Source organism: Ktedonobacteraceae bacterium (assembly GCA_035653615.1).
Classification (GTDB): domain Bacteria; phylum Chloroflexota; class Ktedonobacteria; order Ktedonobacterales; family Ktedonobacteraceae; genus DASRBN01.
Genome location: DASRBN010000007.1, coordinates 130,027 through 145,964, shown reverse-complemented (window position 1 = coordinate 145,964; position 15,938 = coordinate 130,027). Strand labels below are relative to the sequence as shown.

Here is a 15,938-nt window from a genome sequence, read left to right as displayed (position 1 = left end):
CCTAGAAAGAATCAATTAACTGGAGCAGCGCTTGCAAACGAAAGGGTTTATGCAGTACTGGAATGGTGGGAAAGAGAGATTGCAGTTCTTGCATTCCCTTGACTCCTACCCCTGTAATCACGATGATGGGTAGTTGATGCGCGGGAATATCTTGCCGGATGCGCTTGATTGCCTCAAGTCCTGAAATGGTACCTGGAAGAAGTAAGTCGATAGTGACGAGGTCGTAAGGGAGGGGAGTGCGGATAGCTGTACCGGTGAGTAGGCTTTGTAAGAATAGATAACCGTCGATAAAGGTGTCTACTTGATGTCCGGCCATCTCTAAAGCGGTCTTCATGTACTCAAGAATGTCGGGGTTGTCCTCGAGAACTGCAATCTTCATGCATTTTTTCCCTCTCCCGAGAGACGAAGCGGATCATTCCTAAACGTTACCGGAATTCAGGGACTGGACCAATTTCCAGGTAAGAAAAGGACTCAACCTGCCAAATAGTAATACGCCAATTAATTAAACTTAGATCATACATAGAAATATCGGTTGTTCTTATGAATATGTTATACTGATTTCATCGTTCTTGTATGCTCATTCAAGAGGCAGGTTTTCTATGTCGCAAACTATCGATGAGAGCCGTACACAACTGATTGCGGACTTGCAAGAGCGCGCCGAAGAACTGGCACAGGTACACCGTATCGCGATTGCGCTCACCTCAGAATTTGACTTGCAGCGCTTGCTGCAAATGATTACTGATGCTGCCCGCAAAGTGACTGCTGCTCAATATGCCGCGTTCTTCCTGATCCCGGAGATTGCGAATGACCATGGAAAGTTATCTGCCAACCAGGTCACCTTTAATATGGCGGCTATCTCCGGTGCGACGGAAAGCATTGAGAAGCACTTCCGACGCCTGGGTCCGGTGGAAGGCCTTGGTGTCTTAGAGCCGGTTTTCTGGGAGGGTGAATCGATTGTCGTCGATGATGTGCATGATGACCCACGCTATGTAGGTGTTCCTCGCGGGCATATTCCTGTGCGCAGTTTCCTTGGCGTGCAGATGCGCACACGCGAAGGGACAATTTTAGGAGCGTTTCTGATCGGCGATACTCGACCATCCCGGTTCAGTTCGCGGCATGTCGAATTGATTGAAGCCTTGAGCGCGCAGGCAACCGTTGCTATTCACAATGCGCGGCTGATAGCGCGCGAGCGGCGGGCTATGGAAGAGCACGCTGCTATGCTGGAGCGCGAAGTTCATGAGCGCACAGCCGAACTGGAACGTCGCAACCAGGAACTGAGTAAATTTGCCACCGATCTGCAGACACTGCATCATGAACTGACCGAGGTGCAGAAGCGCCAGATGCTTGCCGATGAACGCAGCCGTATCGCGCAGGAATTGCATGATCGCGTGCAACAGACATTATTTACGATTGGCCTGAAAGCCGACTGGGTTTTAGAGCATGTACCCTCCAATTCGATACTGGTTCGCCAGCTTGGAGCGATCAAGCAATTAGCCTCGTTGGGTACAGCGCAGGTACGAGATGCGATCTTTGCCCTATCGTCAACGGAGGTGCAGGAGGGTGGCCTGGTCGGTATGCTTTATACCTTAATTCAAAATTTACGCGAATCCTCCTCCATCGAGGCCGATCTTGTTGTTGCCGAGTGGGCCAGTCCTTTACCGTCTCATATCGAGCAAACACTGCTTACTGTGGCGCAGGAGGCTCTCTTGAACGTGCGCCGCCACTCGCAGGCGACAACTGTGATCGTGACGGTGCAGGTGACTCCTGAGCAGGCGATGCTTGTCGTACAGGATAACGGTACCGGCCTTTCTTCCCAGCTCTTTCAGACGTATCAGAGCAATACGATGCATCTGGGTCTGAAGGGTATGCGCCATCGCATTGAGGAACTGGGCGGCCAGTTTTTGCTGGCGAATGGCGAAGAGGGCGGCCTGATTGTAAAGGCGGTGGTTCCGCTATGATCCGCCTGTTGATCATCGACGATCATGAAATGGTGCGCGAGGGGCTGAAAGCTATCCTCACATCAGAGCCGGATTTTGAGATTGTTGGCGATGCTGCCAGCGCAGAGCAGGGAGTTGAGCTGGTCGAACGCCTTAGCCCCGATGTGATCCTGCTGGATATCCGGTTGCCGGATAGAAGCGGTATCGAAGTCTGCCGCATTGTTTCAGAACGTTATCCACAGTCCGCGGTAATTATCCTGACGACGTTTACCGATGAGAAACTGGTGGCAGAATGTATCCAGGCGGGCGCGCGTGGTTTCATCGTCAAAGATATCGAGCGCTTTGACTTGAAACGTTCGATTCGCGCTGTGGCACGCGGCGAGGCGGCGATTGATCCCAAAGCGGCTGTGGCAGTCCTGGCCCAGCTTCGCCGCACACCCCCGGTGAAATCTGAACCCTCTCCTGAGCTACTCAGCTCGCAGCAGTTGGTGATCCTGCGTCTCGTTGCCCAGGGACTTTCCAGTCGCGAGATCGCCACACAACTGTATTTGAGTGAGAATACCGTTAAGGGTTATGTGCAGGAGATCTTGCACCGCCTTGGTGTCAAGAATCGAACCGAGGCGGTGATGGTGGCCGTAAAGCAGGGATGGCTATAAGGCAAGCTATCCCACCTGCCGCGGTGCGAGCACTCAGACTTTTCTCATCCATTGACGTCTGTTTGATAATACCACTGTAATGAACCATCCCTCGTCTGCAAGACATAAACAATACCGTTGAGTGCGCTAACATAGAGGTAGTTGCCCGAGAGAACAGGCGTATCGAAAACCTGGCCAATTCTGGTGTAACTCCAGAGCAGACTACCATTATCTGCTCGTAGCGCAAAGACAGCGCTGCTATTTGAGCCGATATACAGTATTCCGTTAGCGACCACTCCGCTATCAGGAGCGTCGTCAGAAGTTTGCTGCCAGATCAGGCTGCCATTGCTAGCCCGCAACGCATAGATGGAGTTTTTCCCGCTATCGACACTTGCACCCGCATAGATTACTCCATTGGCTATCGAAAGCAATGTTCCCCAGCTATTCTTTCCGTTATTCAATGTGTAGTGCCACAGAGGTGTGCCATCGCTGGCTCTCAGTGCGTAGACGGACGAGACCCCAGATTTGAATGGTGCGATCGATGTGAAAGGGGTAATCTGCTCGCTGGAAATGGTTCTGGCCATAGAGCCGCCTCCGCTTGAAGAAGTTTCAGCCAGCGAAACTTTGAGCGCCATGGTATAGATTATTCCGTTGAGTACGATCGGCGTTGAGAAACCGGTGCTTCCGAGGGCAAAGTGCCAGATAGGAGTTCCATTGCTGATACGCAGGACCGTCAGGCCCTGCGCTGACTCCACGTAAACCGCCCCATTGGCTACTGTTGCCTGGGAGACGCCGCCCTGGGTAGTGAAGCGCCAGAGAAGGGTGCCATCGCTTGCCTTTAAGGCGTAGACCGTGCCAGGGCCTTGCTCTATGTAACTGCTGGCGTAGACTACCCCATTCACTACGCTAAGATCGTCAAAAACAGGACCGTGGGTAGTAAAATGCCAGATTGGCGTGCCGTCGTTGGCGCGCAGGGCAGTTACTGTATTATCCCACGCGCCTATATAGACTACTCCATCAACTACCACCGGCGTGTATGTGTAACCATTGCGGGCGAACCTCCAGAGCACGGCTCCATCACTGGCACGTAAGGCATAGGCTATTCCTGTGTATTCCTCCCCAGGTCCCACTACTGTGTTTGCGCTGACATAGACGATCCCATTTACAACGAGTGGTGCCTCGCTGATTGATCCCTGCGTGTGGTAACGCCACAGCAATTTACCGTTGCCCGCGCGCAAGGCATAGATGTCATTATTCATCGTGCCCGCATATACTACTCCATTATTAATGGTCAACCTTACGTCATGGCCTATGAGAGGCGATGAAATATCAGCTGTAGGCGTGGGTGTTGACCGGGAATGAGAGGACAAGACCGAAGAAGATGGATGTGGCAGACGCGCGAACGCTAGCCAGGTGATGATGAGACCTGCGATGAGTAGAGCTGCCAACACTGCTTCTCCTACACGCACTACAGCATGGGTTTTGGGCCTGATTGCATCCTGCCGCGATAGATGGGTTGAATTTATGATCTCATCCGAATCGGTTAATGGCATAGTATCATCCTCCTCTTGCCAGTCTTTATTGTCTATCTTCCAGGCAGGCAATCTCCTGACAAGTTCAATAAGCTTGACACGAGAGGAATTGGTTCGCTTTTGAAGATCGGTGCTTGCCTGAAGCATCGGTGTTTTAGTCGAGGCACTTGTCGAAAGGCGTAAGGTATCTATGTGGGCCTGCTTCATCGCCAGTTTTGCGGCTTCACGCACCTGTGTATCCTCACGTTCGGCATTCGCAAGCATTTGTAGAGTCTCATAAGCCCCGTGGTCGGCCAACTCTCCTAATGTCAACGCAGCAGCCTCACGCACGATCCATTCAGAATCATGAAGGGCTTCTAGCAAATGGTTCATTCTGGCTTGTTCAGGCAGATATCTCAGTATCCGTACTGCTGCCGCTCTTACAGTTGTATCTTCGTCATTCAGTGCTGTTATAAGCGGCTCAACAGGAGTATGCTCACCCAATTCTCCGAAACTTCTTACGGCGGTTGCTCGTACATGCCAGTCGGTATCTTTTATAGCTGCCAGCAGGCGATCTATCTCTGGCGAATTTGTAGGTTGGATTGTTACACTTGCCTGTCTGATGCGGCTCAGCACTGATGGAATCAGGGAATCTGGGGCTTGAATCTCTGCCAGGCTATGTTGTTGCCTGCTAAATGGGCCGGCATCGATTATTGGATTGTTTTCGTTGTTGTTTTCCATCGGCTCATCTCATTTCGTTGACTTGTATTTCCAACGCTTTACGCAGCAACCGTATGCCGCGATGGATAGTAGCTTTGACTGTTCCTACCGGTTGATTCAGTAGTTCTGCTATCTCACGATAGCTGAGATCTTCAAAATAGTGGAGATTAACCGCCGTGCGGTACTGCTCAGGAAGCTCAGCTATCCTTGCCTCTAGCTCGTTCCGCCACTCACGCCAGTATATTTTGCTAAGTGGTTCTTCATCCTGATCCTCTATCTCAAGTATTGGATTGTCCTCTGATGTGTCTATTGGAACCGATGGAGGCTCCAGGTGGCGAATACGGTTACGGAAAACATTCAACGTGATTTTGAAAAGCCACTGCCGCAACTGCAAGCCCTGAATACGCGAGGATGGGTAGTTCTTAAGAGCATGATGCGCGCGTAAAAAGGCTTCCTGGACGATATCTTCGGCATCCTGCGGATTTCCTACCTGGCGCAAGGCAAAGGCATACAGTCGATGCTGATAAACGAGCATGAACTGCTCGAAATAAGCATCCAGGTCGGCTGCCAGCAATAGTTGCAAATCCCTATCCTGGTGATCCATAGTGCCCTGCTGCACCCTCCTTTTCTCCACTTCTACTTACTTAAACACAGACAATGCTCAAGGTGTTGCAAAGGTATATCTTACTTCGAGGCTTTAAAGTAATTAGAAGTTTTACGAGTGATCGAGCAATCTGGCACAAAATGAATTTTTCTGCTACAATTTAATACAACCAGGCGTTATACAGGGGGGTCCGGTATGGCGCTTGTAGAAGAGCTTAGCGAGACGCTGCTGTAAAGGGGTACAACTGCGTCTTAAGCGAGTTTTAGCAGCAGCAGAGGTTATTAACTGCATACAGTCAGTATGAAAGGAGGGATAAAGTTTCTGACCGCAGGGTGCAGTTATACCGATCGCAAAGCACTCAACTGTGACGTAGAAGTGTTTTTCAGTGTCTTCTAAAGGAGAGACTTGCATGCGGAAACTCATCGTTCCAATGTTCATGGTACCGATGCTGTTACTGTCAATTGTAGCGATGTCCCCCTCAAGTGTCTTTGCTGCATCAGCAGCCTCTACGACGACGGCTTCACGCCATCACATTCCGCATTTCTTTCGCAAGCCGGGTCAAATCAAGCCCGATGCCAACAATCTCGTGTATTGGGGTGGGCCTGTAATGTATGGTACCGCGAATGTCTACGCCATTTTCTGGGAGCCAACCGGCAATGTCCAGGCTGGTTATAATTCCCTCATCCAGCGGTACTTCAACGATGTCAATGGAACAGGCCTTTATAAGAACAATACCCAGTACCATGACTCGTCCGGTCGCTATCCTTCAGCCGAACACCTGGTCACGTCCTGGGTTGATACGAGCGCCTACCCAGAAAGCCCATTGCTGGATAGCGATATCCAGAATGAAGTGAGCTATGCGCAGGCAGTAAATGGATGGTCTTCTAGTACGCATAACATCTTCTTTGTCTTCCTGGAAGCCAACGAGGATTTGTGCTTCGACAATTCCTATTCAGAGTGTGCCTCCAACTACTTCTGTGCCTATCACAGCTACTTCGGCTCGAACACCATTTACGCGGCCATGCCCTATGCCGCCAGCTTCTCCTGCTATACGGGTTACAGCCCGAATAATAATGATGCCGATCAAACGATTAATGTTACCTCACACGAACAAATGGAGGCGGCCACCGATCCCTTGCTGAATGCCTGGTACGATTACTCCGGCAACGAAATAGGCGACAAGTGCGCCTGGATTTTTGGTTCCATCAACCAGTATGGCGGTGATGTGACCTGGAATGGCCATACCTACATTGTGCAGAAAGAATGGGACAACCATCGCGGCGGTTGTGTTCTTTCCGGGCCGTAGAGTTCATTGATTCGCTGTTCATCGAAGGCTTCCTGGCTACCAGGAGGCCTTTTTCATCTGCCCTGCATAAGTTCCCTCCATTCGTATGCTTCTGATTACCTCCTTTCGTAGGTAACAACTATCTTGCCGGCATGCTACACTTGATTACAGTCAGGATTCTGCACATCCTGAGCGGTAGACTGCCTCCCGTTTGGTCGGCGTATTTTTTCCTTTGAAGCGCCGGAAGTTGCGCATGTATGACTATTGGAGGTGACACTTTGATACCTGGTTCCTTCGATTATATGGTGGCACACAGCGTCGACGAAGCTGTGGCCCTCCTGGACCAGCATGGCGATGAAGCCAAAATTCTCGCCGGTGGCCAGAGCCTCATTCCCCTCTTGCGTTTCCGTCTTGCTCGCCCGTCGATTCTGATTGATATCAACCGTATCGATGGTCTGGAGTACATTCAGGAAACGGATGGCATCCTGCACATTGGTGCCATGACGCGCGAGGCGGAACTGGATAGCTCCGATCTCATTCGCAGCCGCTACCCCATTCTATTGGATACCTCCTCCGGGGTAGCCGATCCGGTGGTACGAAACTGGGCCACTGTTGGCGGCAATCTTGCCCACGCTGATCCCGCCAACGATCATCCCGCTACGATGCTCGCTTTAGGAGCGCGCGTTGTCGCCAGGGGACCTGCCGGAGAGCGGGTCATCCCAATCGACGAGTTCTTTACCGACATGACCTTCGAAACCACGCTCAAGCCTAATGAGGTACTCACCGAGATTCGCATTCCGGCCCCCACAGACCGCAGCGGCGGTGCGTATTTCAAGCTGGAACGCAAAGTAGGCGACTATGCCATCGCAGGCGTGGCGGCATATATCACGCTGGACGCTAATGGAAATGTCACGTATGCTGGCATTGGCCTGACTAATGTAGGTCCGGCACCGATCAAGGCGCGCGATGCCGAACAGTCCCTGCTGGGCAAGCCCCTGGACGATGCGAGTATCCACCAGGCGGCCGATCTTGCCGCCGCTGCTTCCCAGCCTGTCAGCGACACACGCGGCCCCGCCGAGTATAAGCGCGATATGGTGCGCACGTTGACAGTTCGCGCGTTACGCAAAGCGCTCGCCCGCGCTACAGGAGGTGAATAGATGAGTACTCATCATATACGTGTCACAATCAATGGAACGCCTTATGAAGGCGATGTCGAAGCTCGCCTGCTACTCGTCCACTGGATTCGTGATGTGCTGCGCCTGACCGGGACGCACATCGGCTGCGATACTACCTCTTGCGGCGCCTGCACGATTCTTGTCGATGGCAAGGCGACCAAATCCTGTACCATGTTCGCGGTGCAGGCCGATGGGCGCGAGATTATGACCGTCGAGGGATTGGAGCAAAACGGCCAGTTACATCCGCTGCAGGAAGGTTTCCACGAGGAGCATGCCTTGCAGTGCGGTTATTGCACACCGGGTATGATGATGTCCGGTCTGGCCTTATTGCAGCGCAATCCCAATCCAACTGAAGAGGAAATTCGCGTCGGCATTTCCGGTAACCTGTGCCGCTGCACCGGCTATGTCAATATCGTCAAAGCCATACAATATGCTGCCAGGAAGATGCAGGCATCTGAGCAGGTTCCGGTAAGCGCCGGTGAAGGAGGCGAATGATGGCGACCGAAGTACATGCCCATGGCCTGGGCGAATCCTACAAACGCAAAGAGGACGCGCGTTTCATTCGTGGGCAGGGACACTATGTCGATGATGTCCAGCTCCCCGGCATGCTTTACGGGGATATCGTCCGCAGCCCATATGCCCACGCGCTCATTAAGAATATCGATATCAGCGAGGCGCTGAAGGTTCCAGGAGTTGTGGCAGTCATTACCGGCAAGGACCTGGATGCTTCCGGTCTTGCCTGGATGCCCACGCTCTCAGCCGATACAGAAGCAGTGCTGGCGCTGGATCGCGTGCATTATCAGATGCAGGAGGTCGCTTTCGTTGTTGCGACCAGCCGTTATGCTGCCGCGGACGGCGTGGCTGCTGTCGAGGTAGATTACGAACCGCTGCCGGTGGTCGTCGATCCTAAGAAGGCCCTTGAGCCTGATGCGCCATTGCTGCGCCCTGACAAGAAGGATAGGCAACCAACCAATCATATCTATCACTGGGAGACGGGAGACCGTGAGGCAACCGCCGCGGCATTTGCCGAAGCTGAGCAAAATGGTGTCGTGGTGCGCCAGGAGATGTATATCCCGCGTATTCATCCTGCACCCATTGAGACTTGCGGCTGCGTTGCCGACTTCAACAAGGCGACCGGCAAATTGACCGTCTGGATGACCTCACAGGCTCCGCACGCCCATCGCACGCTCTTCGCGATTGTCTCGAAGCTGCCAGAACATCGTATCCGCATCATCTCACCTGATATCGGTGGCGGCTTTGGCAACAAAGTGCCGATCTATCCCGGCTACGTCTGCGCGGTAGTTGCCTCGATTGTCACCGGCAAGCCTGTCAAGTGGATCGAGGATCGCACCGAAAATCTGAGCAGCACGGGGTTTGGGCGCGACTATCATATCAAGGCGGAGATTGCCGCCGACAAAGATGGCACGGTGAAGGCGCTGAAGGTCTACACGCTGGCCGACCATGGCGCATTCGACGCGGCAGCGCAGCCGACCAAGTTTCCTGCCGGCCTTTTCCATATCTGCACCGGCTCGTATGACTTCAAGAATGCTTTTGTGGAAGTGGATGCCGCGCACACCAATAAGGCTCCTGGCGGTATCGCGTATCGCTGTTCGTTCCGCGTGACCGAGGCGTCGTATCTGATCGAGCGTGCCATGGATACACTGGCACGTGAGGTTGGCAAGGACCCGGCGCAAATCCGCATGCAGAACTTCATCAGGCCCGAAGCTTTCCCTTATCGTTCGGCCCTGAACTGGACATACGATAGCGGTAACTACGAGGCGGCCTTACATCTGGCGATGAAGAATGTAGATTACGAGGGACTGCGCCGCGAACAGGCGGAGAAGCGCGCCCGTGGTGAGCTGATGGGCATCGGCATCTCCAGTTTCACCGAAATCGTTGGGGCCGGCCCTGGCAAGCATTTTGATATCGCGGGCATTCAGATGTTCGATAGCTGCGAGATTCGCGTGCATCCTACCGGCAAAGCGCTGGCCCGCATCGGCGTGCAGACGCAGGGCCAGGGGCACGAAACGACCTTCGCGCAGATCATCGCCGCCGAACTTGGTATGTCGCCGGACGATATCGATGTCGAGCATGGCGACACGGATACAGCTCCGTATGGACTTGGTACCTATGCCAGCCGCAGCACGCCCGTCGCCGGTGCCGCGACTGCCCTGGCGGCTCGTAAAGTGCGCGAAAAGGCGAAGAAGATTGCCGCCTACCTGCTGGAGGTCAGCGAAGATGACCTCGAGTGGGAGCCGGGGCGTTTCTTCGTCAAGGGATCGCCCGACAAGGGCAAGACGATTCAGGAACTCGCGTTTGCTGCCTACACCAATTGTCCGCCCTATCTTGAGCCGGGATTGGAGGCCGTGAATTATTACGACCCGCCCAACCTGACGTATCCATTCGGCAGCTACATCTGCGTCGTCGATATCGACCGTGGAACGGGGCAGGTGCATATCCGCCGCTTCATGGCTGTGGACGACTGCGGCACGATCATCAATCCAATGGTCGTCGAGGGGCAGATTCATGGTGGCCTGACGCAGGGTCTTGCTCCGGCAATGTACGAGGAGATCTCTTACGATGAGAATGGCAACGTCCTGGGCAGCAATTTCCAGGACTACCTGATACCGACCTCTATGGAGACGCCGCGTTGGGAGACCGATAAGACCTATACTCCCTCGCCACATCATCCCATCGGCGCCAAGGGCGTCGGTGAATCGCCCACCGTCGGCGCTCCGCAGGCCATCGCCAACGCGGTGGTCGACGCGCTGGCTCATGTAGGGGTGCGGCATATCGATATTCCGATCACCCCCTGGAAGGTCTGGAGTATCCTGAAGGAAAAGGGTTTGGCGACGGATTAACGTCTCTGGGACATGAATCATTCTAAATGTGGGGGGGGCGCAGGCTACGACAATGAGGTCGCTTCGTATGGGTGCGGAGTCATTGTAAGGGCGGGGACGGTTGGGACCCTTGTGGTCGCCCTCCACGTGCCCGTTCCTCAACATTCGGGATGGCTCATGTCCTCGCATGTTTTGGGTGTTGTCCTTGTAATCCTACCCTCACTTTCATGGGACAGAATAGCATGTCAAAATCTCTGCTTGAACTTGCATACCGGTTGGAGCAGGCCGGAGAGCCATACGTGCTCGCCACCGTTATCTGGTGCGAGCGACCTACCTCCGCTAAACCGGGGGCCCAGGCCATTATTCAGGCCAATGGACAGATGACGGGCTGGATCGGCGGTAACTGCGCGCAGCCGGTTGTAGTGCGCGAGGCTTTGCGTGCCATGCGCGAAGGGGATGATCCTTATCTCTTGCGCCTGGGAGACCCGGGAGTTGGCGTGGTGCGCGATAATATTCGTATGTTCCCGATGAGTTGTACCAGTGGAGGAGTGCTGGATATTTATATGGAACCACATCTTCCGCGGCAGCGCCTGGTATTGATAGGCGATTCGCCTGTAATCGTCGCTTTGAGCCAGCTTGCACCCGTTTTGGATTACGTAGTTACTCAACTGGATGCCGCCGATTTGAGCCAGGTCCGTATCGACGAGCGAACATGCGTCCTGGTTGCCACGCATGGGCAATACGATGAAGATGCGCTGGAGCAGGCATTACGCAGCCCGGCGGCTTATATCGGCATGGTTGGCAGTCGTAAACGCGCTGACGCCTGCCGCGATTATTTACGTACATCAGGGTTAACCGAGCAGCAGGTAGCGCGCCTCAAGGCCCCGGCAGGGCTGGATGTGGGAGCGATTACGCCGGAAGAGATCGCGGCCAGCATTCTTGCCGAGCTGGTGCAGGTACGCCGTCGTGGCTTGCAAGGGGATGTAGGGGCCGATTCATCGCGCCCAGCGCCGATTGATCGGCCCCAGGGGGATGTAGGGGCTAGATTCATGGCGCCCAGAGGTGAGGCTATTCCCTCCATTGAAGAACAATCTAAGAGCAAGGATGCTAAAATGGCGAAAACTGCTGAGACGGCTATTGACCCGGTCTGTGGTATGATAGTAGAAATAGCAGGTTCCCGGCATCACAGCACCTATGAGGGTAGAGAATACTATTTCTGTTGCCCGGCCTGCAAACGGTTGTTTGAACGCAATCCACAAGAGTATCTCGTGCAGAACGAAAGGTAAGCGAACGTATGGAATTTTCTGGAACACAAACTATTGCAGCTCCTATTGAGAAGGTCTGGGCCTTTCTTATGGATGTAAACAAGGTTGCCTCCTGCGCGCCCGGTTTTCAAAGCCTGGACGTAACAGGGGACGAACAATGGAAGGCTGTCGTTGCGGTCGGCATCGGCGCAGTAAAAGCCAGATTCACCTTAGATGTTACACGCCCTGAGAAGGAAGAGCCTACGAAGATGGTTGTAAAAGCACGAGGTAAGGCCCCTGGGAGCGCGGTCGATATGTCCGGTAATATGCAACTCACCTCGCTTGACAACGGTGAGACGCGCATGGACTGGAAAGCCGATGTAATCGTGAGTGGGACTATCGCAAGCGTTGGCGCGCGCCTGCTGCAAGGTACTGCCCAGCGTCTGACCAGTCAGTTTTTCGATTGCCTCAAGACCAGGCTACAAACGCCGGATACGGCCAATACAGGTAGTTAGCGCCTATGGAAACCGCGGTTGAACGCTGGAAAGCTATACTTACTACACGTGCGCAACAAATGGATGCGGCCTATGCGCGTTTAGGCCGCACCAGCGCCGATTTTTGGGATCGCCGGGCACGTGGTTATCATCGTTCGACAAAGGACACGGTTGCCCACGATCCTTTTTATCTGCGTCTGCGTGAGGTGATAACTCCGAAGACCACACTGTTGGATGTAGGGGCCGGTACCGGTCGTTTCACGCTAGCCCTCGCACCACATGTGAAGCATATTACTGCCGTCGAACCCAACGCTGCCATGTTGGATTACTTGCGCAAGGATGCCACTGAGCGAAGGTTAGCTAATATCTCGTTTGTGCAAACAAAGTGGCAAGATACTCCCGGCTATCTTCAGGCCGATATCGTGATTTGCAGCCATGTTCTCTATCCTATTCTCGATATCGTGCCTTTCCTCCAAAAGCTAAACTATGCAGCGCGCGATACCTGCTACATTTACATGCGCGCCACCCATATTGATGCTTTGACGGCTCCAATCTGGAAACATTTTCATGGTGAGGAGCGCTGCCTTCCTCCTGGCTATATCGAAGCGCTGGATGTTCTGTACGAAATGGGCATCTATGCGAACGTTGAGGTCGTCAAAATCCCATCCAGCCTGCGCTTTCCCTCGCTCGATGTGGCTGTAGAAGAACTGCTGGAGCAGCTTATTCTGCCAGATGATGAAAAGACGCGCGATGAATTACGTACTCTACTCGGAAACTGGCTGGTTGAGGATAACGGTATGCTGGTGCCGCCGGTTCAGTCCATGGTGTGCGCTATTATCTCCTGGGGCTTCAGGAAAGGCCGGTAGGGACAGGTCTTGTGCTTATTCTGTAATCGCCATTCTGATGAAGTTTACCAATCAAGGGCGGTAAGGACGCCGTTCGTGTCATGCTGAGCCTTTCGCTTCGCTCGAAGGGAAACCTCCGCGAAGAATCTGCGCCTCATCGCACTGCGATTCTTCGCTTCACTCAGCATGACACGAACGGATTGCCCCATCCAGTAGGGACAGGTACAAGACCTGTCCTCTTCGTGCCCCAAGAAGGACAGGTACAAGACCTGTCCCTATAGATCAGGCGATGGTCTTATCTAGCTTATCAAAGAAAGTTTTGAGGGAATTCTTCGTAATACCCTGACCCAGGGGATTGTTCGCGATAGCAATGGGGCCTTCGAGGTCGGCCACGGCATCATACGTCAGCACCGCACCATCTGGCTCGTCGGCAATTCGAATCTGACTGGTAGCATTAATGGAGCCGCCTGTACCTTTACGCTGAACTTGCAGCACAAGCACATTGGGGTCTTGACGCTGGGCAATTTGAATAACCGCTCCGTAGGGGCCTTTTAAACCTGGTAAAGGCGTTGTGATGCTAGCCTTCAAGCGATTGGCATCGAGGTACTCGACAGATTGGCAACCAGGAATGCACATTTGCAAAACCTGTGGATTGAGAATGGCATTAAAAACTTGCCTGCTGTTGGCTTTAAATTTGTGCGAACCGTTAAGCTTCATAGAACCCTTCCTAAATGTAGAAAATAAATATAACTGGCAACATTATGCATAGGCAGAACTAAGATGCCAGTGATATGCAACCTCTGACAGAACATCATTGTACCGGTTAAGCTCCAGACTTTCAAGAAAAGGATGACTTACTACCAATTATTCCTATTGCTTTGTTTCGCTCGATCCGGGGCCAGTTTAGCTCTCATTCTTTTTATTCGGCAACGTGTATCTTAACCGGTAGAGAAAATAAGTAATCTATCCGACCCAAATGTGCTAATTTATACTATCCTGACAACATGGTATGCTATACTGCCTCTACGTGCTTCATCGTATATCGTAAATTCGATTGAAGGAATGAGTATTTCAAAGGAGGTACACAATGGCATCTCCCCAGGAAACCGATGAGTTGGCGAATCAACAATGGCATGCACGTTTTGCGAAAGAAAGGTTGAATCTATCCGCCTCCGTGGAAGAGGCGCTTGCTGAACCTGCGATTGATGAAGACATCCTGGCAGATGAGGAGGATTGTGTACCTGATAAAACTGATGAGCCGGTTTCTGAATCACACAGCGTGCCCATCATTCCTCCTAAGTTAAGCCTGCAATCAAAAACGATGCCGGCGGTCCGTCCCCAGCCGCCAGGAACGACGCTGGATGCGAAGATTGAGACGGCACCGGCTCCCACCATACCGCCTACGGAGACGCCAGGACGAAGCCAGAAGAAGCAGCGGCTGGGTGGGCGAACGACCAAAGTACGGCTGCAGGCCATTGCTAAGACTGAACAAAAATCAGGTAAAAAGGGTAAAACTGAGAGGGTTGATCCCGATCATGAACGAGAAACTGTGGCCGGCAAGCAAACGTTGGCAGTTAGTGACGAGTTGCATAAGCCCGAAGGCGACGGCAAAGCAATAGCTGAGAAGCAGCTTGAATCGAGCACTACGAGGCGGGGAAAGTTATCCGGTTCCGGCCTGTTCGAGCGAGGGCAGGAAGTGGCGTCTGTAACTAATCCACATATTTCCTCGTCCAGTGTGGTGATAGTGACGCTTATCGAAGATCCCGGTCCGGTGGTCGTTCAGTATGTCTCTTTGCAGCCCCAGACCGGATTCACCGTTCATTTGAGCGCTCCCGCCATGAAGCAGGCCGCATTTAATTATGTGATTTTGCTGACAGAACTGTTTTAGAGCAGAAGCCTTACCCGGACGCGATAAATCTGGTCCCTGTCCCTATCCAGGAGGTTTTAGAGTTCTCCTCCGGCCTCTTTTCGCAGGCGGGTAAAGAACTCTTGCATGAAGCCGAAGCGTTCATGAGCTAATTCTCTTCCTGTAGTAGTCATCATGCGCTCAGGCAAGTTACCGAAGAGCAACTGAAATTCGATACTGGGAGAGTAATCGGGCCTGTGCCTTAATTGTCTTACCAGCAGCGGATCGACAGGCTCGACAATTCCTGCCGGCAGCGGCGAATACACTTTCTGGTTGCGCCTACCGGTAATCATGTAGAGCCGCCCGATGCCAATCGCTCCAAGACCGTCTAATTTATCCGCATCGTAGAGAATGCGCCCTTCTAAAGTTTGTGGAGCTATGCCGCCCGTCATACGATGTTCACGGATGGCCTGTTGTGTTCCAGGAATGGCCTGCTGTGGAAACATTGTATTTGTAAGCAGTTCGGCCGCCATTTCGGCTCCGATAAGCGCATGATCGCCGCCATGCCGACGTTCGCGTTCCTGCCCAATATCATGAAAAGCTACCGCTGCCCAGATGGTTGGAAGATCGCCGCCTTCGCGTGCCGCAATTGTATTCGCGATGGCCATCACACGCTCCAGGTGATCAAAATCATGCGCGGCGTCTTCGCTGCCCTCGCGAGCCATGGTTTCTCTGGCCAGTTCAAGAAGCCAGTTCTGAAGGTTTTTCATTCGCACCTATCCCTCTATTGTATTTACGCTTG

15 protein-coding genes are annotated in these 15,938 nt (G+C 53.0%); 10 read left to right on the top strand and 5 right to left on the bottom strand.

From position 1 onward, the window contains the following. Position 1 precedes the first annotated feature (1 nt). Positions 2–379, bottom strand: coding sequence for a response regulator (locus VFA09_04815; GenBank protein HZU66581.1), 378 nt, complete (start codon positions 377–379; stop codon positions 2–4). Positions 380–599: 220 nt separating this feature from the next. Between VFA09_04815 and VFA09_04810 the strand changes: the two genes are divergently transcribed. Both VFA09_04810 and VFA09_04805 read left to right on the top strand, forming a co-directional pair. Beyond that, the gene (locus VFA09_04810; protein HZU66580.1) at positions 600–1,958 is read left to right on the top strand and encodes a GAF domain-containing protein; all 1,359 of its coding nucleotides are present in this window, start codon (positions 600–602) and stop codon (positions 1,956–1,958) included. Further along, complete coding sequence (locus VFA09_04805) at positions 1,955–2,593, top strand: response regulator transcription factor (protein HZU66579.1); 639 nt, start codon at positions 1,955–1,957, stop codon at positions 2,591–2,593. Before VFA09_04810 ends, VFA09_04805 begins: the two co-directional genes overlap by 4 nt. Before the next feature lie 44 nt (positions 2,594–2,637). Here the strand turns inward: VFA09_04805 and VFA09_04800 are convergent, their stop codons facing one another. Together VFA09_04800 and VFA09_04795 are read right to left on the bottom strand one after the other, a co-directional pair. Next, positions 2,638–4,824: a PQQ-binding-like beta-propeller repeat protein gene (locus tag VFA09_04800; GenBank protein ID HZU66578.1), complete on the bottom strand. Its 2,187-nt coding sequence runs from the start codon at positions 4,822–4,824 to the stop codon at positions 2,638–2,640. Positions 4,825–4,828: 4 nt separating this feature from the next. Continuing rightward, the gene (locus VFA09_04795) at positions 4,829–5,422 is read right to left on the bottom strand and encodes an RNA polymerase sigma factor (GenBank protein ID HZU66577.1); all 594 of its coding nucleotides are present in this window, start codon (positions 5,420–5,422) and stop codon (positions 4,829–4,831) included. 394 nt (positions 5,423–5,816) lie between these two features. On the opposite strand from VFA09_04795, the gene VFA09_04790 reads away from it, so the two are divergent. From VFA09_04790 to VFA09_04760, 7 genes are all read left to right on the top strand, one after another. Beyond that, complete coding sequence (locus tag VFA09_04790; GenBank protein HZU66576.1) at positions 5,817–6,713, top strand: hypothetical protein; 897 nt, start codon at positions 5,817–5,819, stop codon at positions 6,711–6,713. Positions 6,714–6,949: 236 nt separating this feature from the next. Beyond that, positions 6,950–7,849: a xanthine dehydrogenase family protein subunit M gene (locus tag VFA09_04785; GenBank protein HZU66575.1), complete on the top strand. Its 900-nt coding sequence runs from the start codon at positions 6,950–6,952 to the stop codon at positions 7,847–7,849. After that, complete coding sequence (locus VFA09_04780; protein ID HZU66574.1) at positions 7,850–8,362, top strand: (2Fe-2S)-binding protein; 513 nt, start codon at positions 7,850–7,852, stop codon at positions 8,360–8,362. It begins immediately after the preceding gene. Next, positions 8,359–10,728, top strand: a complete 2,370-nt coding sequence (locus VFA09_04775; GenBank protein HZU66573.1) for an aerobic carbon-monoxide dehydrogenase large subunit — start codon at positions 8,359–8,361, stop codon at positions 10,726–10,728. Before VFA09_04780 ends, VFA09_04775 begins: the two co-directional genes overlap by 4 nt. Before the next feature lie 221 nt (positions 10,729–10,949). Then, positions 10,950–11,993 carry an XdhC family protein gene (locus VFA09_04770; GenBank protein HZU66572.1) on the top strand — a complete coding sequence of 348 codons (1,044 nt, stop codon included), beginning with the start codon at positions 10,950–10,952 and terminating at the stop codon, positions 11,991–11,993. A gap of 8 nt (positions 11,994–12,001) precedes the next feature. Next, the gene (locus VFA09_04765; GenBank protein ID HZU66571.1) at positions 12,002–12,466 is read left to right on the top strand and encodes a carbon monoxide dehydrogenase subunit G; all 465 of its coding nucleotides are present in this window, start codon (positions 12,002–12,004) and stop codon (positions 12,464–12,466) included. Between the two features lie 5 nt (positions 12,467–12,471). Further along, positions 12,472–13,311 carry a class I SAM-dependent methyltransferase gene (locus tag VFA09_04760; protein ID HZU66570.1) on the top strand — a complete coding sequence of 280 codons (840 nt, stop codon included), beginning with the start codon at positions 12,472–12,474 and terminating at the stop codon, positions 13,309–13,311. Between the two features lie 261 nt (positions 13,312–13,572). Here the strand turns inward: VFA09_04760 and VFA09_04755 are convergent, their stop codons facing one another. Beyond that, positions 13,573–14,007 carry an SRPBCC domain-containing protein gene (locus tag VFA09_04755; GenBank protein HZU66569.1) on the bottom strand — a complete coding sequence of 145 codons (435 nt, stop codon included), beginning with the start codon at positions 14,005–14,007 and terminating at the stop codon, positions 13,573–13,575. A gap of 370 nt (positions 14,008–14,377) precedes the next feature. Here VFA09_04755 and VFA09_04750 point away from each other — a divergent pair, with 370 nt between their 5' ends. After that, complete coding sequence (locus VFA09_04750; GenBank protein HZU66568.1) at positions 14,378–15,178, top strand: hypothetical protein; 801 nt, start codon at positions 14,378–14,380, stop codon at positions 15,176–15,178. Between the two features lie 56 nt (positions 15,179–15,234). Here the strand turns inward: VFA09_04750 and VFA09_04745 are convergent, their stop codons facing one another. Beyond that, complete coding sequence (locus VFA09_04745) at positions 15,235–15,906, bottom strand: HD domain-containing protein (GenBank protein HZU66567.1); 672 nt, start codon at positions 15,904–15,906, stop codon at positions 15,235–15,237. Positions 15,907–15,938: the final 32 nt, after the last annotated feature.

Bases quoted from the DNA above. Each gene is read 5' to 3' on its own strand.
- VFA09_04810 (HZU66580.1), top strand. From the start codon at position 600: ATGTCGCAAACTATCGATGAGAGCCGTACACAACTGATTGCGGACTTG.
- VFA09_04745 (HZU66567.1), bottom strand. From the start codon at position 15,906: ATGAAAAACCTTCAGAACTGGCTTCTTGAACTGGCCAGAGAAACCATG.
- VFA09_04815 (HZU66581.1), bottom strand. From the start codon at position 379: ATGAAGATTGCAGTTCTCGAGGACAACCCCGACATTCTTGAGTACATG.
- VFA09_04780 (HZU66574.1), top strand. From the start codon at position 7,850: ATGAGTACTCATCATATACGTGTCACAATCAATGGAACGCCTTATGAA.
- VFA09_04750 (HZU66568.1), top strand. From the start codon at position 14,378: ATGGCATCTCCCCAGGAAACCGATGAGTTGGCGAATCAACAATGGCAT.
- VFA09_04770 (HZU66572.1), top strand. From the start codon at position 10,950: ATGTCAAAATCTCTGCTTGAACTTGCATACCGGTTGGAGCAGGCCGGA.
- VFA09_04790 (HZU66576.1), top strand. From the start codon at position 5,817: ATGCGGAAACTCATCGTTCCAATGTTCATGGTACCGATGCTGTTACTG.
- VFA09_04755 (HZU66569.1), bottom strand. From the start codon at position 14,007: ATGAAGCTTAACGGTTCGCACAAATTTAAAGCCAACAGCAGGCAAGTT.
- VFA09_04785 (HZU66575.1), top strand. From the start codon at position 6,950: ATGACTATTGGAGGTGACACTTTGATACCTGGTTCCTTCGATTATATG.
- VFA09_04765 (HZU66571.1), top strand. From the start codon at position 12,002: ATGGAATTTTCTGGAACACAAACTATTGCAGCTCCTATTGAGAAGGTC.
- VFA09_04805 (HZU66579.1), top strand. From the start codon at position 1,955: ATGATCCGCCTGTTGATCATCGACGATCATGAAATGGTGCGCGAGGGG.
- VFA09_04760 (HZU66570.1), top strand. From the start codon at position 12,472: ATGGAAACCGCGGTTGAACGCTGGAAAGCTATACTTACTACACGTGCG.
- VFA09_04775 (HZU66573.1), top strand. From the start codon at position 8,359: ATGATGGCGACCGAAGTACATGCCCATGGCCTGGGCGAATCCTACAAA.
- VFA09_04800 (HZU66578.1), bottom strand. From the start codon at position 4,824: ATGGAAAACAACAACGAAAACAATCCAATAATCGATGCCGGCCCATTT.